This window comes from Bergeriella denitrificans NBRC 102155, assembly GCF_001592185.1.
Lineage (GTDB): Bacteria > Pseudomonadota > Gammaproteobacteria > Burkholderiales > Neisseriaceae > Neisseria > Neisseria denitrificans.
Genome location: NZ_BCWL01000006.1, coordinates 1 through 25,683 on the forward strand (window position 1 = coordinate 1; position 25,683 = coordinate 25,683).

A 25,683-nucleotide genomic window follows, 5' to 3' on the forward strand; every position below is an offset into this window, starting at 1 on the left:
CCATTATTATTTTAAATGACTATAACCATATTATCGACAAAGTATCTTTTAATTTATGACTTCCAAAACCTTATCGCTGGCCGTGGTCGGCCATACCAATACCGGCAAAACATCGCTGCTGCGAACCTTATTGCGCGACAGCACGTTCGGCGAGGTCAAAAACGCCCCAGCCACCACCCGCCATGTGGAAGAAGCCGCAGTATCAGAAGGAGGCAGCACGCTGGTGCGCCTGTATGACACCCCCGGCTTGGAAGACGCGGGCGGCGTGTTGGACTGGCTGGAAGCGCATACTTCGGCGCGCGACGACGGCATCGAACGCCTCCGCCGCTTTCTCGACAGCGACGCCGCCGCCAACGAATTCAACCAAGAAGCCAAAGTCCTGCGCCAGCTGCTGCAAAGCGATATGGCGCTGTATGTGGCGGACGCGCGCGAGCCGGTGCTGGCCAAATATAAAGACGAGTTGACGGTATTGTCGTGGTGCGCCAAGCCGGTGATGCCCGTATTCAACTTTACCGGCGGGCAGGATTTGGGCGCGTGGGCCGAGATGCTGGCGCGGCGCACCCTGCATGTTTACAGCGCCTTTGATACTGTTGCATTTGATTTTGAAGGCGAAATCCGCCTGTGGGACAATCTGGCCACCATGCTGCCAGAACGCAGCACACTCGACCGGCTAATCGCCATGCGCCGCCGCGAATGGCAGAGCCTGGACAGCGAAGCACGCTATGAAATCGCCGATTTTCTAATCGATGCCGCCGCCTGCCGCCGGGAAATCGACGAAGACGAAGACCCGCAGCCCGTATTGCAGGCCATGCAGGACGAAGTCCGCCAGCTTGAACGCCGTCTGCAGCAACGGCTGCTGCAACTTTACCGCTTTTACCACAGCGAAATCGGCAGCAGCGATTGGACGCTGCAAACCTTCGAGCAAGACCCGTTTGACAGTGAATTACTGATGCAATACGGCATCCGCACCGGCAAAGGCGCCACCGCTGGCGCATTAATCGGCCTCGGCTTGGATGTCGTTACCCTCGGCGGCTCATTAGGTTTAGGCACCGCACTTGGCGGCCTGATTGGCGGCGTATTGCCGAATATGCAGGATATTTCCGATAAAATCAGCGGCAAACAAACCCTGCACATCAGTGCAGAAACACTGACCCTGCTGGCAGCCCGAGCCTTGGATTTACTGGCTGCCCTGCAAGCACGCGGACACGCAGCGCAGGCACGCGTAGAAGTCGGCAGCGGCCGCCTGCCCTGGCAGGCCGACAAGCTCCCATCAGAGCTGAACAAAGCCCGCAGCCGCGAAAACTGGTCGTCTCTCAATACCGCCTCACCCGAAGGCAGCCGCCGCGACAGACGGGAACGGTAGTATGTAGCAGTTGCACAAAGATCTAACTATCATTAAAATCTCCATTACATAATTATATTGATGGAGATTTTTATTATGACAAATCCGCACTATTATTCCCTCATCAATCGCAAAATCAATACACTTCAATGCAACGTAAAACTTGCTAAAAGTCGAGAAAATTCACTAAAGAAAATTCAAATCCTTAAAGATCCTATTTATTCTTGAACCAAACAACGATAGCTATTTTCTGAATACTTACGAACCGATTAGAAATAATGAAAAAGCACTCTAGCCACATTCACAAAGCGAATTAAAATATACAGATAAATTTTTAAAGATAACTTATGATTAGCAAAATTATGCCTGATTTAATCGAAAAGTGTGATTGCAATGCTTGCAACGCCATTGTTTACGACTAGCAATAAAATAGACTTAATGTGCTATACTGCATTTAGGGCATAATCATTATCGAGCAATGCCGAATGAATTACAGAAAGCGGTAGAAGTATCGTTTAAAGCGATTAACACAGAATTGAAATAATACTTGACAAACTATTTTGAGGAAACAAAAAATGGCACAGCACAGCACAGCACAGCACAGCAGTTTAACGGATAATATCAACCCTTCTCAACAAAATAATCTTGAAAAACTCAAACAGCTTTTTCCTGAAATTTTTTGTGAAAATAAAATTGATTGGGAAAAACTCAAACTCGTGTTAGGTGAGGAAAACCTTGCCGATCATAATGAGCATTACTGTCTAAACTGGGCGGGAAAATCCAGTGCCTACCGTACTCTACAATCCCCTTCTTTTAACACGCTTTCCCCTTGTAAAGAAGAAAGTGTAAATTTTGACACTACGCAAAATCTATTTATTGAAGCTGAAAATATGGAAGCCTTAAAAATTCTGCAAAAGGCTTACGCAGGCACAGTGAAAATGATCTACATTGATCCACCTTATAACACTGGCAATGACAGCTTTATTTACCCTGATAAATTTTCTGAAACAAGAGAGGAATATGCTAAACGTGTAGGCGATAAAGATGCTGAGGGCTACATTAAACGTGATGGTATATTTCAATGGGCATTCCGCAAAAACAGCAAGGATAACGGGCATTATCACAGCAACTGGCTTTCAATGATGTTGCCTCGTTTGCATTTAGCCAAAACGCTTTTGCGTGATGACGGTGTGATTTTTATTAGTATTGATGATAATGAACAGGCACAGTTGAAATTGTTGTGTGATGAAGTGTTTGGGGCGGAAAATTTTGTTGCATCTTTACCAACCATTATGAATTTAAAAGGAAATAATGATGAATTTGGGTTTGCTGGAACTCATGAATATACGATCGTGTATATGAAAAATAAAAGTTCTGTTGACGATTTAAATGGTATCCCTTTGACTGAAGAAGATTTTGCAGATTATGATCAAGAAGACGAAAAAGGAAAATTTTATCAAGGTGCAACTTTAATGCGAACAGGCGAAGATGGAGCAAGAGAACAACGTCCTAATGGTTATTATCCTATTTTTGTAAGTAGAGATTATTCAAGAATGTCTGTCGAAAAATTGGCTAATGATGATTTTATTGTCTACCCAATAACAAAAGATGGCAAGGAAATGTCCTGGAGACGTTCAAAAGATACATTAAGCAAATCGTTGAATGAATTTATTATCAAACATTCAAAAAATGGGAAAATTTCATTCTATAAAAAGCAACGTTTAGAAGATGATATAGCTAGTGGAAAAAAAGCTAAGTCTTTGTTTTATAAACCAGCTTACAGTAGCGGAAATGGTACAGAGGTTATCAAAAAATTATTTAATAAAAAAATATTTCAAAATCCTAAACCATTAGAATTGCTTAAAAATTTAATTCGTATTGGTTCAAATGAAGGCGATTTAATTTGTGATTTTTTCTGTGGAAGTGGCTCATTTGCTCATGCTATTATGGAGTTAAATTTAAAAATTAAAGAAAAACAACGCCAATACATTTGTATTCAATTACCTGAAGAATTAAATCCAAAAGATAAAAAACAAAAAATGGCTTACGAATTTTGTCAATCATTGGGGGTATCTGAAAATATCGCAGAAATCTCAAAAGAGCGTATCCGCCGTGCTGGGGCGCAAATTTTGCAAAATCTTCCCGAAAATCACTCGCTGGATATAGGCTTTAAAGTGTTTAAGTTAAGCGAAAGTAATTTTAAACAATGGCAAACTCCAAAAAATAATGAAGTAAAAAATATCAAAGCACAATTAGATATTTTCCAAGATATTGTTGAACCCACAGCCACGGTGGAAAATATGGCGTATGAGCTTGCTTTGCGTTTAGGCTTCCAATTAACAGATTCCTTTGAATTTGCGGATTATCTCGTTTGGCTCAATGATAAAACAGGTAAAAGAAAGACCGCTCTTTTATTAACGCAGTATCACAATGAAATGCTTAATCACATTATCGATGCACAACCACAAAAAGTGTTTGCCTTAGATAAAGTATTTAACGGCAACGATGCTTTAAAAGCTAATCTCGCCTTGCAATTAAAAGACGCTGGCATTGCCTTTGAAACATTTTAGGGGGCATTATGCAATTAAAATTCGAAGAACTCGTCCACCAACAACAAGCCATTGAAGCGGTGGTTACCTTATTTAAAGGTGAATTAAACAAAACCACTGCATTTGCTCTTAATACCGTGGGCAATCAGCCGATTATGGCAAATCAGTTGGCTTTACCCTTTGAAGAAATTGAGAAAAATTTAAATGCGGTGCAGGAAAAATTCCATCAAAAATTAACCGTACTTTCCGATCACGGCTTGCATTTTTCTGTTGAAATGGAAACGGGCACGGGCAAAACTTATGTCTATTTACGCACCATTTTTGAGCTAAATAAACAATACGGTTGGCAAAAATTTGTGATCGTGGTGCCAAGTGTCGCCATTCGTGAAGGGGTGCAACAAACTGTACGAGCCACCGCAGAACATTTTGACAATTTATTTGATAAACCGACCATCAATACCACTGTGTACCGTAGCGACAGGCTAAATGCTTTACGCGGTTTTGCTACCAATAACCATATTGAAATCTTGATTATGAACATTGATAGCTTTAAAAAAAAATATGATAATGTGATTAACCGTATCAACGAAAGTGGTGAAGCACCAATTTTGCAAATTAGTCAAACTCAGCCGATTGTCATTATTGATGAACCACAAAATATGGAAACGGAATTGAGTAAGCAAGCAATTGAAGCACTTAATCCTTTATTTGTATTACGTTATTCCGCTACGCATAAAAATCCATATCACAAAATTTATAGTCTTAATCCACTTGAAGCTTATAACCAAAAATTGGTAAAACAAATCGAAGTAGAACCCGTGCTAGCAGAAAACGATGTGAACGGTGCTTATATCGTGCTAAAAGAACCTATTGTTGGTAAAGGAAAACTCAAAGCTAAAATTGAAATTCACATTCAAACTGATAAAGAAACCAAGAAAAAACCAGTTACCATACAAGCTGGTGATGATCTCTATGAAAAATCAGGTAAAAACGAGAGTTATCGACACGGTTTTATTATCAATGAGTTAAGTGCCGATCCGTTTGAGATTCGCTTATCTAACGGGCAAATTCTCACACAAAGTGAAGATGATGACTTATTGCGTGATGAAATTATGAAAAAGCAAATGGAATGTACCATTAAAGAGCATTTAGCCAAAGAAAAACGTCTGAATAGCAAAGGCATTAAAGTGCTTTCTCTGTTTTTTATTGATAAGGTGGCGAATTACCGTGATAACGGCAAATTTTACCGCTGGTTTAATGAAATCTATGAGCGTGAAACAGGAATGAGTGCAAACGGGGTACACGATGGCTATTTTTCCCAAGATAAAGGTAAGGAGAAAGATACTACGGGTTGCACAAAAGCAGACGAAGATACTTATAATTTAATTATGCGAGATAAAGAAAAACTACTTTCTTTTGATTCGCCGTTGCGTTTTATTTTTTCTCACTCCGCTTTAAAAGAAGGCTGGGATAACCCAAATGTATTTCAAATTTGTACACTAAATGAAACCCGTTCGCCAATTAAAAAACGCCAAGAAATTGGGCGTGGCTTGCGTTTGGCGGTAAACCAACAAGGCGAACGCATTTATGATGAAAGTGTAAATATCCTCACAGTGATTCCTAATGAAAGCTACCAAAGTTTTGCGGCAAATCTTCAAAAAGAATATGAAGATGAATGCGGAATTAAATTTACCAATGGTGGCGTAAAATCAAGAGAAACTCGCTTGCAACAACGTTATCGAAAAGGCTTTACCCTTGATTCCACATTTATTGAAATTTGGCAAAAATTACAACAAAAAACACGTTATTCCGTGCGATTTGAACGAGAAAAACTGATTGAAAGTGCGATAAAATTGATGAGAGAAATGCCCACTATTCAACGGGTTCAACTGAATGTGCAAAAGGCAAAATTACGTCAATCTGAACAAGGTATTTGGGGTGAAGAAACCAATTCTCGCTATGCAGAAATTGATACTCATTGGGAAATCCCTGATGTATTGCAAGCTATTCAGCGTAAAACCCAATTAACTCGCCAAACTATTTGTGAAATTTTGCAAAAATCCGACCGCTTGCACGAGCTTGCTAATAATCCGCAACGCTTTATTGATATGGTGAGTGAAAAAATTTTACAAGCCTTAAATGGCTTAATGATTGATGGTATTGAGTATTCACAAGTTGATCCACAAAAAAATGGCTATGAACAGACTTTAATTCAATGGAAAGAATTGGAAAAAAACGGCTTGGAAATCTTTTTCAATGAACACACCTTTGAAGTCAATCAAAGTGATAAAGAAAAACAACACAAAACTATTTTCGCTAATTATATTTCACTAGATTCATACACTGAAAAACAGTTTGCCCAAGAATGCGAAAACAATGAGGATGTGCGAATGTATTTCAAATTGCCTAACTGGTTTAAAATTCCTACCCCAATTGGTAATTACAACCCTGACTGGGCTGTGGTAATGAATAACCGTTCAAAAGTTTATTTTGTAGCGGAAACCAAAAATACAGGCAAAGGCATTCAATCAGGAATTGATGAAAGTTCTCTCAGTTTAAGTGAACGTCAAAAAATTCAATGTGCTAAAAAACATTTTTCCTTAAATATTTTTGATGGCGTAAAATATCAGGTTATAGAAAAATTATCTGAGATTAGATAGAAACTAATAGTAAGATTCTATCTTAGTTATTATTTATCCGTAAATATCTTATCTACTTCGATAGGTGTGGGGGTACGTATTGCTTTAAATATAAGATAAAGACGAAGTGTAGCCCCTTTAACTAAAGATGAATTAGAAACACTTAGTTAATATTTGATCTTAATTCACTTTAGTGTTTGAAATAAAAATAAAGTAAAATACCTTTACCTGTATAAATGGGTAAAGGTATTTTTATTCGGTTAAGATTAGATTTAGGTTTTATGCAACTGCTACATAAACCCGGGAAAACGCCGTCTGAAAGATTTTTCAGACGGCATTTTTTTACAAAGTGCTATTCATTAAACAACGGAATTTGTTTAAACATCTTATGCAGGCGGTGTTCGTCAAACGGCAAATATTCTGCGACAGTGAAACCGACAATATCGGCGTTGGCGGAAAGAGCGGTAAGAATTTCGGTTAATTTAGCCATCGTCATCTTGCCGCCGCCGCCGCCGTCGCCTTTTAGCTCTGGATTGGCAAAATAAGTAGAATGGAAGAAATGTTCGTCTAACACATCAATATCCAAATGCACCAAGATATGATCGAAACGGTCGGTGAAGGCTTTGATTTCTTCATCGGATAAAAACGCTTGGTTTTGGATTTTGTACTGCACGCCGTGTTCGTTTAAAAATTGCGTTTGGTAGTCGTGCAGCGGCTGCAAGCCGACATACAAGATTTGGTCGGCAGAGAATTTTTTGTTTTTCATCAGGGAAGTCAGCGATTCATCACCGCCGCCCATCAGGGAAGCCAGTACCATCGCATGGGCGTTCGGGTAGCCGTCTTTCGGTGCGGATACGTCGGGGTGGGTGTCAATCCAAATAATACCGACGTTTTCATAACGCCCGTGTAGATAATCAAACGGGGCTTGCGAAACGATACAGTTGCCGCCGATGGTGATGATTTTATCGGGGGCTTCCGTTTCAATCGCCGCCATCGCATTTTGAATGCCGGCAATCACTTGTTCTTTGGCGTAAATGCCATCGGTAACGGAATATTGCTGCCCGCTTGGTGCGGCAACGTCCACTTTAATTAGCGGCTGGTTGGGGTTTTTAGGCAGGATATGGGCGAGTAAATTCGCTCCGAAATGGTAGGTTTCCAGTCCGCCGCTGACGAAATCGGGGTATAGCAGTCTGATGGTTTTCATTGTTTATCCTTGTGTTTTAGATGGTGGTTTAATTATTATAGTGTGCAAAAAGGAAATTTAAAGCCGTCTGAACAATTTTCAGGCGGCATTCCCTTATCTAAAAATTAAAAAAACCGCCGTAATATATAGCCGTTCAAATGCATAATCAGACTAGGCAACGAGCCGCAGATAGTACAAATAGTACAGCAAGGCGAGTTAACGACGTATGATTTTGCAGTTGAATGGCTATATCTTTATAAAACCACCACAAAAACCGCTTGCCAATTTCCCATCAATCCTATAAACTATGTTTAAGTTTTTAAACATTCAAACTTTTAAACCTATGAACACACCATCTATCCAAAATGAGCTTGCCGCCTGTCTGCCGCTGTTTAACGCCTTGGGCGATCCGCACCGCCAGACGATTTTGCTGCTGCTTGCTAAGCATGGGCAGCTTAATGTCAATCGCATTACCGAGCTTATGCCGCTGTCTCGTCCTGCTGTGTCGCACCATTTAAAGCTGATGAAACAGGCGGACATCGTTCGTGTGGCGCAGGTGGGCAATGAGCGTTTTTACCGTATTAAAACCCCTGCTGATGGCGGTGATACTTGCCCAATCAGCCGATTAGCTGCGCTGGTAACGTCGTTGCAAGCGCATTTTCCCACCCAACTGGAGACTTTAAAATGACCCTGACCCCAAACCAACAAAACGTCGTAGATTTTTACGATATGGTGTTTAACCAGCATAAAGCCGCCGAAGCTGCCGAGCAGTATCTGGCAGACGACTACATTCAGCACAATCCGACCCTTGCCGACGGTAAAGACGGCTTTGTGGCGAGTGTATCGCCGATTTTGGCGGCTGTGCCGACTTTGCGTGCCGAAATTAAACGTGTCATCGCCCAAGATGATTTGGTGGTTTTGCACGTTCACATGAAAATGCACGAAGCCGACATCGGCAAGGCGATTGTGGATATTTTTCGTGTCAATGCCGATGGCAAATTGAGCGAACATTGGGACGTTATTCAGGATATTCCTGAGCAGGCGGCGAATGGTAATGGTATGTTTTAACGTAACAAATTAAATGGTTTGAAAATTTTCGCCGTTTTATTTGGCATGAAATTGATTTGATAATAACAAGCCGTCTGAAAATCTGCTTTCAGAGGGCATTGATTAAAAACACGCACCCATTTTTAGGAAAAATGTCCCATGAACCCATCAAACCCAACCCCAAACATCTCCACGCCGCTCACCCTATCAAACGGTGTGGTGTTAAAAAACCGCCTGTACAAAGCGGCGATGGACGAGCAGCTTGCACCCAACAACACGCCTGGCCAAGTGCTGGTGCGCCTGTACGACACTTGGGCAAAGGGCGGTGCGGCGGTGCTGGTAACGGGTCATGTGATGATTGACCGCCGTTTTAGTGCCAATTTTGACACCACGGCGGTGGACGATGAGCGTGATTTGCCGATACTGCAGGCGTGGGTACAGGCAGGCACGCAAAACGGTACGAAACTGCTCATGCAGCTTAACCACCCGGGCAAGCAAATTCCCAAAAATGTCAATAAACAGCCCGTCGCCCCAAGTGCCGTGCCGCTGTCCAAAGAATTATCGGCGCTGTTTAATCCGCCGCGTGCGCTGTCTGAAGATGAGATTTTAGACATCATCCGCCGCTTTGGGCAAAGTGCCAAAATCGCCGAAAAAGCAGGCTTTTCAGGCGTGCAAATCCACGCAGCACACGGCTATCTGCTCAGCCAGTTTTTATCGCCGCACCATAACCGCCGCACGGACAACTGGGGCGGCAGCCTTGAAAACCGTATGCGTATTTTGGTGGAAATTTATCACGAAATCCGCCGCCAAACGTCAGATGGATTTATCGTGGCGTTAAAACTTAACTCCGCCGATTTTCAAAAAGGCGGCTTTGGCGAAGACGAATCGGTGCAGGTGCTGGCAAAAATGGCGGCACTTGGCGTGGATTTGCTGGAAATTTCAGGCGGCAATTACGAAAGCCCTGCGATGATGGAAGGCGTCAAAGACAGCACCAAAAAGCGTGAAGCGTACTTTTTGGACTATGCCGACAAAGCCCGTGCGGTGATTGGCGATGTGCCGCTTGTCATCACCGGCGGCTTTAGAAGCATGGCGGCGATGAACGAAGCCTTGTCAGGCGGCAGCACGGACATGATCGGCATGGCAAAACCTTATGCCGTCATGCCGGATGTGGCAGACAAACTCACATCAGGCAGCTTAACGCACATCGCCACACCGCCTGTACGCACCGGCATTAAGGCGATTGATAAACGACTTGGCGGACTTTTGGAAATTTATTGGTACACCAAGCAGCTGCACCTGTTGGGACAAGGCAAGCCTGCCAATCCGAATTATTCGGCGTACAAAACGCTGTGGGGGATTGTCAAAGATGGGGTGAGACGGGAGCGGGGGTAAAAGCGTGCACAGTTGAATGGGATGGAATGATGAAAAGCCGTCTGAAAATTAGGGATTTTCAGACGGCATTTGTTTTTAATCTGCCCTTAAATAGTAGTGGTTTGGCAGTCAAGTCGCTGTAGTTTAAAGGCGGTTAAGCCAATCCCAATGCTTGGTTGATTTTTACACGAACATCATCTGTTTTGGACAATAAAATAGGGAAGTCTTTTATGTTTAAAATCGGACTTGTAATAGACACCTTTAATTTATCTTCTTCTATAGAAAAATCAAAGATTGAAGCATTTTGCTTATTGATATTTTGAGCCCTAACATTCAAATCAAAATCAGTTTTTCCATCCGCAAAGTCAGCATGAATTGGTGCGATAATAGACAAAGCAATTTCTCTTAATATCTCTTCTTCTTTAATTTGTTCGCCATTTGAAGCATACTCTAAACATCTTACAATATCGCCATACTGATGACGCAAGCTGTCAGAATCAGCCTCATAAATTGCTTCACTTTGTAAAATTGAACTTTCAATCTTATCTCTTTCAATCTTATTTGTTGCATTTTGGTCTGAATAATAAGATTCTATCGCTCCTTTTCTAAGAATAAAAAGTCCAGTTTGTTCAAAAATTTCAAATAGTGAGTTGATTCTATTTAAAATTTTTGTCCATTCATCATCTTTTAATTGACCGGTAAATAAAGCCGAAAATGATATGCGGTATTTTTGAGCGTCTACATCGGTATCTGCTTCTTGATTTTTACTCTTAAAAGTATCTTTTATTTTACCCCATGTTTTATCTACTAATTGAATAAAATCATCTCGTACTGACTTGGAAAAAGCATTTATATTATTTATGCCTTTTTCAGAAGCCAAGAGATCGGCGGTTTCTCTCACATTTTTATCACCGTAAAAACCTTTAATCAAATTCAAATCATCCACAAACATATCCGCATCTGCCAATACAACAGGCTGTTTCCCCATAAGTCGCAATAGTTTAACTGTAGCTGGAAATTCGGCTTTGCCATTGACAGGTAAAATTTGACTGCCTGATGCTTCTAAATACAATCCAAGTTGGTCTGCTAATGCGTTACAAATAATGACATCGGAAGGACCCTCTACCAGCAATGGCTTTTGAGAAAATAGGGATAACTTATGCTCCTGCCCCAATCTTTTGATGAGGCTTTTAAGTTTTTGGTTTTTTAAAACTTCATCCTTTTTGGATATTTGTATTGGTTGCTGTTTTAAGTCATAACAAAAAATAAGGGAAGATAAGTCTTCAATTTGATTGATTCTTAACATTTCCGTTGAATGCGTAGCAATTACAACAATTTTTTTATTACTTCCAGCGCTAGGCACTCCAGCAACGGATAAAATTTCTTTTAATAAAAATGCTTGTAGTTGAGGGTGTAAGGAGACCTCAGGCTCATCAATCAATAAAACACCCACTTCATCATCATAAAGAGCAGATAAAAGAGCGGTTAAGTGAATTAAGCCTGAGGCTTCTCGTGCTGATGAGTATTGAGAAGAGCTTGACGTAAGGCGTGAAAAATAAACGTGTAAATTGCCATTATTCCAATCAATAACAACATCTCGTTTAAATAGTTTTCTTAGCCGCTCTCTGACTTTAATTAAAATATCAAGTCGAGCAGAAAGCGTATGAAAGTCGCCATTAATGGTTTCTATTTGATGTCTTCTGGATGAATAGTCTTTTGAGCCGTGCGTTGCTTTATTATAGTAGTTGTCGCCATGGTTATATCCATCACAGTTAGAACGATATTGTTCAAACATCCCCATGCGTCCTGCTGATACAAAGCGGACTTTCTTATGTGCAATTTGTTCACTTGGAAAAGCATGCTTAAAACTTTTTAAAAGATGAGTTTTTCCCGAACCGTTCGCACCCAAAATAACACTAAAGGCGTTTTCCAGTGTAATTTGTCTAGATAAATTTCCTTCATGGCTGTTTATGTCTAAATTAAGTATAAGTGGCAGATTCATTGATGTTCTCTCAGTTATCAGTATTATCAATTAACTTAAATATGTGGAATAAAGTTGTCATTTCAAGAGAAATAAAAAACACCAAAATTTTTCATTAAGTCCATCCAAGAAAGAATATGAGGATTTCTTCAAGGAGAAAGCCGCAGAGTCATTGAATGGCTGTCAGTTTTTCACATGTATATGAAGTACTCAGCACTTATAGAGTGAAAAACCGCCTGTGATTGTTATCTCTTGATTTTTTATGTAACCTTAGCCTTTATGCACCTTCTCATAAATCGCTTTTGCCAATCTACGGCTGACTTTGTGTTTGATTTTTGGGTTGTTTAAGACTTTGGTTACGCTTTCACCAAATTTTTCAAACAGGCTGACTAATAAATCATCTATGCGACTGTTGAAATAATCAATAAATGAAGCCAACGGATTATTATTTGCCGCATTGAGAATGTCAGGATGGTTTTGGGCAAATTTTTCAATAGATTCGAAAAACAGCAAGTCTTCTAGCGTAAATTCGGTAGTAAAGGATTCGTTTAACTCCTTAATCAGTTTGTCCAGCTCTTCACTTAACGATACCTGCCCCGTACCGACATCGGTTGAGCCTTTGAGTGGGTTTGCCTCGCCGTTGTTTAATGTAATTGAACCTTCGCTGATTTGTTGCAAACGGTAATACTGCAATACCGCCATTTTGGATAAATCCAGATTTTCTGGTTGTAACCCGCGTGGTAGCTTCATCATCAGGGCTTTTAGATACACATAGCGTTTTTCGTGCAATGAATCTGCATACGGCACAATCTGCGAGACAAACAAATATAAATTCAAATAGCTCTGCAATTGACTTTTGAACAATTTTTGCTGTTCGGTATTGCGGTTGGGGTCGTCTGAAAGATGTCGGTATTTCTCTACCGCCTTATCAATAATGGCATTGAGTTTTTTATGTTCGCCATGGGTTGGGGTGGTGCGTCCTCCAAACCAAACAGCGGCAAAATCCTCAATATCCTGTGCGAAATAAATGTTCCATTCATCTAAGGTATTACCGAGATCTGCCAACTTTTCGTTGTCCGGCATTTCGCCTGCCTCGGTGCGTTGGTAATACGGCTTAAATGCCTCAAAAATATCTTCGTGGCTATTGACAAAATCCAGCACAAACGTATCTTCTTTGCCTTTTGCCGTGCGATTGAGGCGAGAAAGCGTCTGCACCGCCTGCACGCCTGATAATACTTTATCGACAAACATAGTATGTAGTAGCGGTTGGTCAAAACCGGTTTGGTATTTATCCGCTACCAGCAGTACCTGATAATTATCACTATCAAAATGATCAGGCAATTTGGTTTCTTTAATGCCGCCGTTCATTTGTGGTTCGCTGTATTCTTTTTCGCTTTGCTCAGGCAGAATTACACGGCCAGAAAACGCCACCAGCGATTTAATTCCTTCATATCCTTTTTCTGCAATATAGTCATCAAACGCCAATTTATAACGCACTGCCGATTCACGCGAACTTGTTACGACCATAGCTTTAGCATGTCCGCCCAATTTATGCCGTGTAACCGCATAAAAATGCTCGATGATAATTTCTACTTTTTGGCTAATCACACTCGGATGCAGATTTACAAACCGCATCAGCTCTTTTTTAGCTTTATGTTTCGGCAATTCAATATCCGCCTCGGCAGCACGCAACAGGCGGAAATATTGCTTATAAGTCGTATAGTTTGCCAATACATCTAAAATAAAGCCTTCTTCAACCGCCTGTTTCATCGTATAGCTGTGGAACGGCGTTTTCCCATGTTCGTTTGACTCATCAAACAGTGCCAATGTTTTCCATTTTGGGGTGGCAGTAAAAGCAAAAAAGCTCAAATTCTCTTGCCGCTTGCGTTTAAACTGCTCACGCAATACTGCTTGCTGTACCGCCAGTTCGTCCGCTGACAGAGTTTCGTCCAAATCCATAAACTCTGCCGCAATCGCGGCTTCAATGCCGCTTTTGTTCAGTACTTGGCGTAATTCACTCGCCGTTTCGCCACTTTGCGAACTGTGTGCCTCATCAATAATCACCGCAAAACGTTTGCCCTCGGTATCTAGCACTATATGTTCGCCGTGTTTTGCTTTGGTTTGGATACTGTGCATCACATAGGGGAATTTTTGAATCGTGGTGATAATAATCGGCACATTTGCCGCAATAGCAGCCGTGAGCTGGTGGGTGTCTTTATCAATTTTTTTGACCACGCCATCGGTTTGTCCAAATTGTGCCACCGTGTCTTGCAGTTGCCTGTCCAATACCACACGGTCGGTTACAATAATCACCGAATGGAAGATTTTTTCATCAAAGGTATTGTGTAGCGAAACCAAATGATGTGCCAGCCACGCAATCGTATTGGATTTGCCTGAGCCTGCCGAATGCTGAATCAGATAATTTTTGCCTGAGCCGTGTATTTTGGCATGGCTGATAAGCTTACGCACCGCATCCAGCTGATGAAAACGTGGAAAAATCATACTTTCGGTTGTGATATAGCGAAAACCCGATTCAGTACGGACTTTACGTTCTTCGCGGTTTAAATGCAAAAAACGTCCGACAAGCTCCATTAGGCTGTCTTTAAGCAGAATTTCACGCCACAAATACGCCGTTTTTACATCGTTTTCCACAGGCGGATTGCCTTTGCCGTCGTTAAAGCCTCGGTTAAATGGCAAAAAGCGTGTGTTTTCACCGTCAAGTTTGGTTGTCATATACACTTCATCGGTATCGACGGCAAAATGCACCAATGTCCGTTTTTTAAACGTAAACAGTTTACCCTGCGGATTGCGTTCTTTTTTGTATTGGCTGATGGCATCTTCCACCGTCCAACCCGTTGCCGACAGTCCGTTTTTTAGCTCAAGGGTCGCAATCGGAATGCCGTTGATTGCAATCACTAAATCAATCCGCTCATTAAATTCGGTAATCACTTGGCGAGTAACGGTAACAATATTGGCATCGTATTGGGCTTTTGATGTCTCGTTTAAGGTGGAGTTGGGTGCAAAATATGCCATCTTCGCCGTGCGATTGGCAATGCGGAACCCTTCACGCAAGACTTTTAGACTGCCTTTGATATTCAACTCTTGGTTTAACGCCTTGAGCAATTCTGCTGCCGCTTGGTCTTTAAACAGCAATTCCAAGCGTGCCCACAATTTGGGCTGGGTAGTTTGGATAAACGCCACCACGTCATCAGGGAAAAGAGCGGTTGATTTATCGTAAGATTTTGCCGAACCTTTCTGATAACCGCCGTCATTTAACAAAGTAGCTTCGATTTCATTTTCAAAGTCGTATTCGGTATGCATTTTTATTCTCCCTGGGTTAATTGATACTTTTGATTGCGGCTACGCGGTTTGTCAGGGATCGTCATTTCAATCAAGCCAGCCTCCATTGCAGGGACAAGATACACTTTTCTAAAATGCTTATCATCTTTCAATTTTAAATGCCTCATCATTTCTAATTTACTGAGTGCACCCCCCAATTTTCGCAACAACGCCACCACCTCTAAAACTTGGGGGGTAACTTGGGGGGTAACTTGGGGGTCTGCTTGAAACATATCGTTTAAAATAGCTTTATTATCAACAGATTGAGCATTATTAACTTGGGTTTCAACTTGGGGGGTGGGTTCAACCCCACTACCGATATGAATCGGTAAACGAATCAGGAAAAAACTGCGGTCGTCATCGGTTTCAAAAATCGGTGATGGCGAGCCATTGTCTTTCATTGCTCGCAGAATTTTAGGAATGCCCGTAGATCGACCCTCGGTCAAATCCAGTTCTTTTAAAAATTCACCAACACGACGATTACGATAACGGCGGCTCACTGCCCGACCTTGTTGCAAATCGCTAAGTTTGATTGAACGGTCGGGACCAGGAAAGCTTAAAACCGTCAATTCTTCTTCAGTAATACGGATTTCAATCGGCTCACGCTCTTGGTAAGAGCGATGATAGATAGCATTCACCACCGCCTCTTCAACCGCAGCAAATGGAAAATTCACAAATCGTTCCGATTGTGCTTGTTCGGGGTGTTTGATCACGGTTTCTTGAATATAACGGTTTTTAATATAGCTCAATGCGTCTTGCGTGATTCTTCCCAGTGGGCCGGTAAACACTTTTTCTTCAATCACATCGCCACCTGTACCGTCAGGAAAATACACCACGTCGATTTGCGTTGCCGGAAAAAAGCGCTCGGGCTGACTGTTAAAAAACAACAAGCCCACATTTTTCGGAAACAATGCCTCTTGCACACCGCCGATAATATTCATCCGCCTGCCCAATTCCTCCACTGACAAATTGTGTGCCGATGGAGCTAAGCCGCTTTTGACTTCGCTTAAAAACTCTCGGATTAAATGCGGTTCTAAGTCATCTAATGTGGCAGATTGGCAATAGCGGTCATCAAACGGAATTTTATTGGCAAGCCCCAAGAGCTCTGCCTCATCTGGGCCCGTGGCTTTAATGGTGCTGGTATTGCGACGGATATAATACGCACGCTCCAGCTTATCTTTACCCAAGCTGACCCGACATTTATAAGGACGCATCTCACCAGCCACAGCCCACAATACCAAAACCGATTTTCCTTCAATTTCATAGACTTCTGTCAGCGTATGATAAGCAGGCGTGATGGCATTTTTTTCAAGCTGCAATAACTCTTTTTGGATATTGTCGATTTTTTCAGGTGATAGGCCGACCGGAGGTAGGATAGGCATTCCGTTTTCTTCGGCCACACCGACAACCATATAGCCGCCGCCCAGATTATGAAAATCATTGGCAAACGCACACAAAGTATGCAAAACATCCTCGCGGTTCCAATCTGCCTTATACTCAATCCGCTCACTTTCTACACGGCGTTTGTGCAACAAATCATCAATATTGATAGGTAGTGCCTGTTTCATCTATTTTCCTTATTCTTGCGTGTCTTTTTGTCTTTCTTGGTGTTTTTTCGCCAAAACCAATCGCTTGCGTGTGCTTACGCAGCGAAAAATAACTGCGTACCTACACCACCTTGATTTTCCCCGTTACCGCCTGTGTAATCAGTGCGGTTCGGTATTCTTTCAGACGGCCGATGGTTTGGTTTACCGTGTCTGTCAAGCGGTCTATTTCGGCGGTTTTTTGGTCAAGGTAGTCGGCAATGGCTGTTTGCTCGGAAAGTGGGGGGAAAGCAATATTAAAATTCCCTAGAACTTGTGTTGTAAGTTGGTTGATTGTTGATGTTAAAAACAAACCAAGCTGAGATTTAAAAATCTCTGAATTTAATGCGTAATATATAAATTTTCTGTATGGTGTTCTATATACCGTCATAAAAGCACCAAATGCTTGATTTAAGCCTTTTCCTTCTATTAAAGCACATTTACCAATTAAGGCACGGCTACCATTTCTTGAACAAATCAAAATATCGTTCTCTGTTGTAATGATTTTTTGGGGTATTTCTGAATTGACAAAAACATTATCATCAAATACCAATTTCCCATCTTGAACATTTGATGAGCGTAAAACCAATGTTCCATTATCTTCATTTGTAATATTCTCAGGAGAATAAGTTAAACCTAAAATTATTTCCCCTAAAAACTTCAACCGCTTCACTTCCCAATGCTCAGGAATATCCCTAAGCCACGCAACGCCGCTATTTTTCATGGGGGTATTAGGGTTTAAGCCTTTGGTAACGGCAGTCGTGATGGTAGCGGCGCGTTGTTCGGCAAGCAACGTCAGCAAAGTTTGTTGCTTGGCAATCAGTGCATCAATATCGCCTAATTGTTTATCCAAATAATCAGCAATAGCGGTTTGTTCGGGAAGTGGGGGTAAACCGACTGAGAAATTCTTAACAAACTCTTCGGAAATACGTTTTTGCCCGCCAGCACCATACATTTCAGACTCACCAACTTTCATAAATACATCAGATTTAATCAAATAGTATAAAAATTGATTATTGATGATAGTTTTTGCTCTTAAAACGTGCAATTCTGTTGTACCGAAAGCAATTCCGTTCGTCAAATTTTGTGCAATTGCTGCTTTCCCATTTTCAAAGCAAGGGGTTATTTTTGCCAATACAACATCATCATTTTTAAAATAGGTATAGCCTTTATATACTTCGTCCAAGTTTTTTTCTTGGCTTAAGGTTAAATTCTTATCTAAATTAACCGCTTCCATTGGAATAAAAGAAACTAAAGTATCTTCTGGTAAATTCAATTCTGATTTAACAGGATTTAAATCTAATAAAAACCTCAACCGCTTCACTTCCCAATGTTCAGGAATTTCCCCCAGCCATGCAATGCCTCTTTCTTTATATTGTTCATATCTATTCATTATTTTTCCTGACTTTGTAAACTTTTGTGCAAAAATGACCGCTTGTATGGTTCCAAATTTTCTCTAACTAATCGCTTGTAGCAATTCATATTTAAGCGATTCTGAATAGTCGTCTTGATGGATGATGGCATGGATGATTTGGTGCAACAGTTCTTTTGATATTTTGCTTTGTTTTTCCGCCTGCTTTTTGAGCAATAACATCAATAGCAATATCCAACATCCGACTACGGATAAATTTAGCACGCTCGCTTTCAGTAACTAGCATGGCAAGATTGAGCTGTGCACGAAAAGTAAATACTCCCAGCGCTTTAGTCTTAGGCTCTATCTGACCGACATTTGTGTCGGTCAGATAAATTAATTTTATCTTTTTCAAAGAGTTACCTTTTAGCAATCGGTAGCCGTTTTTACTTAATTCATCAGAATGAGAGGCAAGATAGCGTTCTATTGTTCTAATATCAATTTCCAATATTTGTGCTACTTGCTGTTTGGTAAATACCGTTTCGCCTTCAAACGTCAAACCGCCTAATTGTAAGTTTTCCTCCAAGACTGATAAGGTATAAGGATTGTTTAATACATTGTTTCTTGCTACCGCAGATACGGTTAAATCATGGTTCATTATTTTCTCCTTACTGCAACTTGCCGAGCATCTGCATAATTTCTTTTTCTAGTGCCACAATATCAACTTTAATCTCACTCAAATCACGCGGCGGTTTGTACTCGTAAAAATGGCGGTTGATCGGGATTTCATAACCCAGCTTAGTTTTGCTTTCATCGACCCACGCATCAGGTACATGCGGTAATACTTCTGCCTGCATATAGGCCTCTATGGTAGGGCGAAGTGCGGTCAAAAGTTCATCTAAATGCGTTTGGTTGTCGTAGCCCAAATTTAATGGAAACGCAATTTCAGACGGCAACGGTACCAGTTCGCTATCACGCAATTGCGGATCGGCTTCTTTATTGCCTTTGCTGTCTGTGCAAATATCGGCGGTTTGATCCTGCTCACTTAAGGCTTCTAAAATTGCTTTTTTCAGCGGTGCAGATACGCTGAAATTTAAGGCTTTTAAGATCGGATCTAATACTTTTAAGAAAGCCTTGCGGTCGGTGTAAAACGTATCTTCCAAGCTGTTTAATGCTGCAATAATGGCTTGCTGCTGTGCCAAGCCTTGTGTTTCGTCGGCTTTGATTTGTGCTGCATCTTTGATTTTTTTACTTTTGGCTAGATTGGCAAAAGCGGTTTGCTCCCATAGTTTTTCAATACGCTCGCTACTTGCTTGAAAATTCAGGCGTAACGGGCGTTCGACAATCACTTTTAAATAAGCAAAATCTTGGTTGTTGAAAATTTTGCTGTCTTTGTTTTGTTTAAATTCGGCATAAAGGCGTGTGATGTCGGCGATGTGCTGTTCCGATAATTCATTGCGTTTGTTGCCGAGTGATTTTTGCATTTTTTGGAAATACTGCGTGGCGTTAATCAGCTGTACTTTGCCTTGTCGCTTGGCATTTTTTTTGTTCGACAGCACCCAGATATAGGTATAAATACCAGTGTTGTAGAACATTTGGTCAGGCAGTGCGATCACAGCTTCAAGTAGGTCGTTTTCAATCACATAACGGCGGATATTACTCTCGCCTGATCCAGCATCACCGGTAAACAGTGGCGATCCGTTAAACACAACGGCAATGCGTGAGCCTTGAGCGTCAGTTTCAGGCTGTTTCATTTTGCTTAGCATATGCTGTAAAAACAGTAACGATCCGTCATTGATCCGTGGCAAGCCTGCACCAAAACGGCCGTTAAAGCCTTGGTCTTGATGCTCTTTTTTGACAAAATCTTCTTGGATTTTCCATTCCACTCCAAAAGGTGGGTTGGCAAACATATAGTCAAAGCGTCTATCACTATGTCCGTCGTGCGGAGTAAAGCCGTTGCCTTTGTCTTTGGCATTGAGTACGCCCAAAGTGTCGCCAAAGACGATGTGTTCGGCAGGCTCGTCTTTAATCAGCAAATCGGCACAGCAGATGGCGTAGGATTCGGCATTATATTCCTGCCCGTACAGTCCGAGACTGATGGCATTGTTAAATCCTTTGAGTTCTTTTTCCGATTCGGACAGCATACCGCCCGTACCGCAGGTCGGGTCGTAAATAGTGCGGTGTACGTTTGGTTTTTGTAATTCAGCGTGGTCTTCGGCAAAGGCGATATTTACCATCAGGCGGATCACTTCACGTGGGGTAAAGTGATCGCCTGCTTCTTCGTTGGCTTGTTCGTTGAATTTACGGATCAACTCTTCAAATAAATAGCCCATTTGACTGTTGGAAATCACGTCAGGCGAAAGGGTTAAGCCTTGCGACTGCAAATCACCGACAAAGGTTTGCAGGATTTTAAACAGGCGGTTGGCTTCATCGAGCTTATCGATCTCTTTTTCAAACTCAAATTTGTCGAAAATATCCTTCGCCTTGGCAGAAAAACCGCCAATGTATTTAATTAGATTAGTACGGATATGTTCTGGATCGTCCAGTAGGCGTGCAAGGTTGAAACCACTGGTGTTGTAGAGGGTTTGTTTACGGTCTTTACCTACAATAGCAGTTAATTCTTTATCCAAAACCAGTTGTGGCTTGCTTTTATTCGCTTCAAAATGGGCTTTCATCTCATCGGTATGCTGAGACAAAATCGCATCAAAACGCGCAAGCACAATCAAGGGCAACATCACACGGCGGTACTGTGGCGGACGGTAAGTGCCCCGCAAGCCGTTGGCGATGTTCCATAAAATGGAAACTAAGGTGCTGTGATGGGGGTGATATTGAGTGATAATAGCGGTCATAATAATTCCTTAATTTGCATTTAAAAGTTGTTCGGCCAATGCGGCATTGTATTCTTGGCGGAGCTGGATGAGTTGGTTGAAGTGCTTTTTTTCCGCTTCCATTTGAATATGTCTCTTAATAATCTGTTGTTGAACGGCCAAGGGTGGGATTTTGACCGGCAGCTCTTTCACCACACCAAGTGTCAAAATAGGAAAAGATGTGCCGCGTGATACCGATGAAAAATAACCTTTCGCCATTGCCGAATGGTTGAGATACCACACCAAATATTCAGGTAATAAGCCATTTTGTGCTAAATTGATGACAATAAAGGGATTGCTTGCCACCACTTTATCTGCCAGCGTACCGCCAAACAGATAAGCGGCCGGCTCGCCACGTGCGACCAGCAAAATGGCGTTGTGTGCTAAAAATTGCGGTTTGGAATCGTATTTCCATTCAATACCGGTTAAAAGTGCGGTATCAATTCGGTTTGAATCTTTGGGCAAATCTTTAATTTGCACCGCACTGACTTCCCCATAATCGAGATAATCTATCGATTCGCGAATGGTAAAGCCAGTATAAAGCTGGGCTATATATTTAAGAAGGATGGTTTTCATAGTTAATGGTCTTCTCTATATCCATACAGTAGATAAATAAATGCAATTTATGATTATCTTACTCTGTATTTGTTTTATTGTTAATAAAATTATGCATTATTCTTATTGCTGCGTAATTTATTTATGCATAAGTGGTTGTTTTTAAACTATAAAAAATCTTAGATGGGCGATAAATGCTAAATTTTGAACATACCGTACAAAGCTTCAAAGGTAACTTTGAGGCACGCCTAACATTTAATATTAAGAAAATGATATAATAAAAGTATCAACTCGTTCCGAGTATTAAATCTATTTAATTACCCATCTTTAGATTATATAAAATGCAGCGCGCTTATTATAAAAATAGTATCCATAATTTTATGGTTGATGATGAAACTAAAATTTTAGGGGAATTAACCCAACACTATGGTCATCAGCAACTGGAAATATCCCAAAAAAATGCCTGGATAAAGCAAATTCGTATATTAAAATCTCAGCTTGTTGGGTTGAGCGGTTTTATTTATTTTGAATTTGCAATCCCTCGCATGGGAAAGCGTGTTGATAATATTATTGTGATTGGCAACAGAATTTTCCTTTTAGAGTTTAAAATCGGTGCCAAAAAATACGATAAATCCGATCTTGATCAAGTAATTGATTATGCGCTAGATTTGCGAAATTTTCATGCAGGTAGCCATGACGCATGTCTAATTCCCGTATTGGTTGCAGAAAAAGCGCCGAGTGTTGCCAGTAACCTTAATCAAGCAATAAAGCTGGCTGAGGCCATTCAATTAAATGCTGATAATTTGGGCGAATGGTTTAAACAATTTCATGCCACAGAACATATCAATACAGAATCTTGGGAGCAGTCTCAATATAAACCCACACCAACCATTGTAGAGGCTGCACAGGCTTTATATGCCAATCATGATGTTCGGGAAATTACCCGTTCTGACGCAGGTGCGCAAAATTTATCCGCTACTGCCAATTGCATTAAACAAATTATTGCAAAGTCAAAAAAGCAGAAGCAAAAAGCCATCTGTTTTGTAACTGGTGTACCTGGTGCTGGCAAAACCCTTGCTGGTCTGAATATTGCCAATCAACACTTGCAATTAAACGAAGATGATTATGCGGTATTTTTATCAGGCAATGGTCCGCTGGTAACAGTCTTGCAAGAAGCTTTGGCCAGAAATACCGCAGACAAACCCAAAAAAGTAGCACTGAAACAAACAAAGGCTTTTATCCAAAATATTCATCATTTTAGAGACGAATATCTCAAAAATACTCAAGCACCTACTGAAAAAGTGGTCGTATTTGATGAAGCGCAACGCGCTTGGAATGCTCACCAGGTACATAAGTTTATGAGCCAAAAACGAGGTATGCATGATTTTTATCAATCTGAGCCTGATTTTTTAATAGAAGTCATGGATCGCCACCAAGATTGGTGCGTGGTTGTTTGTTTGATTGGCGGTGGTCAAGAAATCAATACCGGTGAGGCTGGACTGGAAGCGTGGATGGAGGCATTAAAAACCAAATATCCTATGTGGCAGGTGTATTATTCAGATCTTATCATTCATGAAAATAATTACCTTGGCAGTGCCGATTTAAAACAATGGTTGAATACGCAACAAATTGCTGAAAAGTCGCTTCATTTGGCAACCTCTGTGCGTTCCTTTCGCTCTGAGAAGGTGTCCGCTTTTGTCCATGCGCTATTAGAATGTAATCATCAAGAAGCCCAGCAATTATATTTAGAAATTAAAAATAATTATCCCATTGTAATAACAAGAAACTTGCAAAAGGCCAAAGATTGGCTTCGGCTGCGTGCACGCGGTAGTGAACGTTATGGCTTGCTTGCCTCATCAGGCGCTCGCCGCTTAAAAGCTTTGGGTGTTAATGTTAAAAATGAAATTGATGTGGCTCATTGGTTTTTGAACTCAAAAGATGATGTACGTTCTTCTTATTTTTTGGAAGATGTTGCCAGTGAATTTGAAGTACAAGGATTGGAGTTGGATTGGACTTGTGTGGCATGGGGCGGTAATTTTTATTATAAAAATGGCGATTGGCATTGCCAGGCATTTAAAGGCAGCAAATGGCAAAATATAAATAAAAAAGAGGATAGACAGTATCTGAAAAACGCCTATCGGGTATTGCTGACGCGTGCCCGTCAAGGCATGGTTATTTGGATGCCAGAAGGAAGCGAAACAGATGTAACGCGCCAAACGGCATTTTATAATGGCACATATCAATATCTAAAGTCATTGGGAATGCCTGAGTTGGATTAGTGATAAAAAAGCCGTCTGAAAAATCGTATTTTCAGACGGCATTCTCTATTAAAAAATAACCAAATTCCCTATTTTCCCATTATTTCTTTGGTCTGCAAATGGCAAAATCATCACGCATACTCAGCCCATCAGGGTAAGATTTACCGCTCCTGCCAACAATTCCAACGCCTGCACGCCATAAAACATACCATCAAATTGCCCTCGCCCGGCCAGCGTATTTAGGTAAAAGGCACACGGCAATAATACAAGCCAGGCCGTTGGCGGCAATGATGGGTATGCGGCGGGACTTGGCGGCGATTGTGGTGGAAGGATGGACGGGGAGTGGTGGGATTTAATGTGATTTTGTAGTTGGTGGCGAAATTCCTTCTTTCGGTATTCCTTCTTTCGGTGTCGGCGGGGTGGTCGTATAGGGCGTGGATATAACAAAATCATCTTTACTCCAAACAAACCATTCTTTCCCTTTTTCAGACGGCCTGTTTACAGTAAGGGCTATCATGATTAATGCAGGCGAAAGAACTCCATGTCCATCCAAAACCACCACCTCGACTGGCTCGAAGCCGAATCCATCCACATCATCCGCGAAGTCATCGCCGAAGCCAAAAATCCGGCGCTGCTGTTTTCCGGCGGCAAAGACTCCGTGGTCTTACTCTCCTTGGCGGTTAAGGCCTTCAAAATCGAAGGCCGCCCGCTGAAGTTGCCGTTCAAGCTGCTGCACGTCGATACCGGCCACAACTATCCCGAAGTGATTCAGTTCCGCGATGAAACCGTAGCGCGTACCGGCGTACAGCTTGTGGTCGGCAGCGTGGAAGACTCCATCAAACGCGGCACGGTGGTTTTGCGCCGCGAAACCGATTCGCGCAATGCCGCACAAGCCGTTACTTTGGTGGAAACCATTGAGGAGCAAGGCTTTGACGCGCTGATGGGCGGCGCGCGGCGCGATGAGGAAAAAGCCCGCGCGAAAGAGCGCATTTTTTCCTTCCGCGACGAATTCGGCCAATGGGACCCGAAAAACCAACGCCCAGAGCTTTGGTCGCTTTACAATACCCGCCTCTTCCTGGGCGAAAACATGCGCGTGTTTCCGATTTCCAACTGGACGGAACTCGACATCTGGCAATACATCGCCCGTGAAAACCTCGCCCTGCCGCCGATTTACTACACGCACAAACGCGAAGTGGTCGAATGCAACGGCCTGCTCGTTCCCGTAACCCCGCTCACGCCGAAACGCGACGGCGACGTTTCCGAAATCCGCGATGTGCGCTTCCGCACCGTCGGCGACATTTCCTGCACCTGCCCCGTGGCCAGCACCGCCGCCACGCCCGAAGACATCATCGCCGAAACCGCCGCTGCCACCATTTCCGAACGCAGCGCCACCCGCATGGATGACCGCGTTTCCGAAGCGGCGATGGAAGAGCGCAAAAAAGCCGGTTATTTTTGATTATTGGCGGGTTTGCTATCAAAAGCCGTCTGAAAAACGCTGGGGTTAAGGTGTTTTTCAGACGGCCTTTTGATGCTGGGCGATGATGGAGAAGTTAAATCGAGTGTGTTTGCTCTTAAAGTATGCCGATAGATGCTGAGTTGCCGTGAACATGTGAGATTG

16 protein-coding genes are annotated in these 25,683 nt (G+C 42.0%); 8 read left to right on the plus strand and 8 right to left on the minus strand.

The features are described from left to right. Positions 1-55 precede the first annotated feature (55 nt). The 3 genes from BDE01S_RS01350 to BDE01S_RS01360 all read left to right on the plus strand — a co-directional run bounded on the left by BDE01S_RS01350 (position 56) and on the right by BDE01S_RS01360 (position 6,551). The gene (locus tag BDE01S_RS01350) at positions 56-1,363 is read left to right on the plus strand and encodes a GTPase/DUF3482 domain-containing protein (protein ID WP_066076271.1); all 1,308 of its coding nucleotides are present in this window, start codon (positions 56-58) and stop codon (positions 1,361-1,363) included. A gap of 554 nt (positions 1,364-1,917) precedes the next feature. Continuing rightward, the gene (locus tag BDE01S_RS01355) at positions 1,918-3,912 is read left to right on the plus strand and encodes a site-specific DNA-methyltransferase (RefSeq protein WP_066076274.1); all 1,995 of its coding nucleotides are present in this window, start codon (positions 1,918-1,920) and stop codon (positions 3,910-3,912) included. 8 nt (positions 3,913-3,920) lie between these two features. Then, the gene (locus BDE01S_RS01360; RefSeq protein WP_066076277.1) at positions 3,921-6,551 is read left to right on the plus strand and encodes a restriction endonuclease; all 2,631 of its coding nucleotides are present in this window, start codon (positions 3,921-3,923) and stop codon (positions 6,549-6,551) included. A 331-nt stretch (positions 6,552-6,882) separates the two neighbouring features. On the opposite strand, the gene BDE01S_RS01365 is transcribed toward BDE01S_RS01360, so the two are convergent. Next, positions 6,883-7,734, minus strand: coding sequence for an arginase family protein (locus BDE01S_RS01365; protein ID WP_066076279.1), 852 nt, complete (start codon positions 7,732-7,734; stop codon positions 6,883-6,885). 286 nt (positions 7,735-8,020) lie between these two features. On the opposite strand from BDE01S_RS01365, the gene BDE01S_RS01370 reads away from it, so the two are divergent. The 3 genes from BDE01S_RS01370 (at position 8,021) to BDE01S_RS01380 (ending at position 10,152) form a co-directional block, all read left to right on the plus strand. Then, positions 8,021-8,401 carry an ArsR/SmtB family transcription factor gene (locus BDE01S_RS01370; protein WP_066076281.1) on the plus strand — a complete coding sequence of 127 codons (381 nt, stop codon included), beginning with the start codon at positions 8,021-8,023 and terminating at the stop codon, positions 8,399-8,401. After that, a complete protein-coding gene (locus tag BDE01S_RS01375; RefSeq protein WP_066076282.1) occupies positions 8,398-8,781 on the plus strand; it encodes a nuclear transport factor 2 family protein in 384 nt (127 codons plus the stop codon). Before BDE01S_RS01370 ends, BDE01S_RS01375 begins: the two co-directional genes overlap by 4 nt. Before the next feature lie 138 nt (positions 8,782-8,919). Further along, complete coding sequence (locus BDE01S_RS01380) at positions 8,920-10,152, plus strand: NADH:flavin oxidoreductase/NADH oxidase family protein (protein WP_066076285.1); 1,233 nt, start codon at positions 8,920-8,922, stop codon at positions 10,150-10,152. Between the two features lie 133 nt (positions 10,153-10,285). On the opposite strand, the gene BDE01S_RS01385 is transcribed toward BDE01S_RS01380, so the two are convergent. From BDE01S_RS01385 to BDE01S_RS01415, 7 genes are all read right to left on the minus strand, one after another. Then, on the minus strand, positions 10,286-12,133 hold the full coding sequence (locus BDE01S_RS01385; RefSeq protein WP_066076287.1) for an ATP-dependent nuclease: 1,848 nt from the start codon (positions 12,131-12,133) through the stop codon (positions 10,286-10,288). Positions 12,134-12,382: 249 nt separating this feature from the next. Beyond that, the gene (locus BDE01S_RS01390; protein WP_066076288.1) at positions 12,383-15,433 is read right to left on the minus strand and encodes a type I restriction endonuclease subunit R; all 3,051 of its coding nucleotides are present in this window, start codon (positions 15,431-15,433) and stop codon (positions 12,383-12,385) included. Between the two features lie 2 nt (positions 15,434-15,435). After that, a complete protein-coding gene (locus BDE01S_RS01395) occupies positions 15,436-17,019 on the minus strand; it encodes an RNA/DNA-binding domain-containing protein (RefSeq protein WP_066076291.1) in 1,584 nt (527 codons plus the stop codon). Positions 17,020-17,119: 100 nt separating this feature from the next. After that, positions 17,120-18,427, minus strand: coding sequence for a restriction endonuclease subunit S (locus BDE01S_RS01400; protein ID WP_066076294.1), 1,308 nt, complete (start codon positions 18,425-18,427; stop codon positions 17,120-17,122). A 91-nt stretch (positions 18,428-18,518) separates the two neighbouring features. Next, positions 18,519-19,043: a hypothetical protein gene (locus BDE01S_RS01405; RefSeq protein WP_218015843.1), complete on the minus strand. Its 525-nt coding sequence runs from the start codon at positions 19,041-19,043 to the stop codon at positions 18,519-18,521. 10 nt (positions 19,044-19,053) lie between these two features. After that, a complete protein-coding gene (locus tag BDE01S_RS01410) occupies positions 19,054-21,234 on the minus strand; it encodes a type I restriction-modification system subunit M (protein WP_066076297.1) in 2,181 nt (726 codons plus the stop codon). 9 nt (positions 21,235-21,243) lie between these two features. Continuing rightward, positions 21,244-21,828, minus strand: a complete 585-nt coding sequence (locus BDE01S_RS01415) for a restriction endonuclease subunit S (protein ID WP_066076300.1) — start codon at positions 21,826-21,828, stop codon at positions 21,244-21,246. A gap of 320 nt (positions 21,829-22,148) precedes the next feature. On the opposite strand from BDE01S_RS01415, the gene BDE01S_RS01420 reads away from it, so the two are divergent. Together BDE01S_RS01420 and cysD are read left to right on the plus strand one after the other, a co-directional pair. Further along, complete coding sequence (locus tag BDE01S_RS01420; RefSeq protein WP_066076303.1) at positions 22,149-24,086, plus strand: DUF2075 domain-containing protein; 1,938 nt, start codon at positions 22,149-22,151, stop codon at positions 24,084-24,086. A gap of 520 nt (positions 24,087-24,606) precedes the next feature. After that, complete coding sequence (cysD, locus tag BDE01S_RS01425) at positions 24,607-25,521, plus strand: sulfate adenylyltransferase subunit CysD (protein WP_066076306.1); 915 nt, start codon at positions 24,607-24,609, stop codon at positions 25,519-25,521. Positions 25,522-25,683 lie beyond the last annotated feature (162 nt).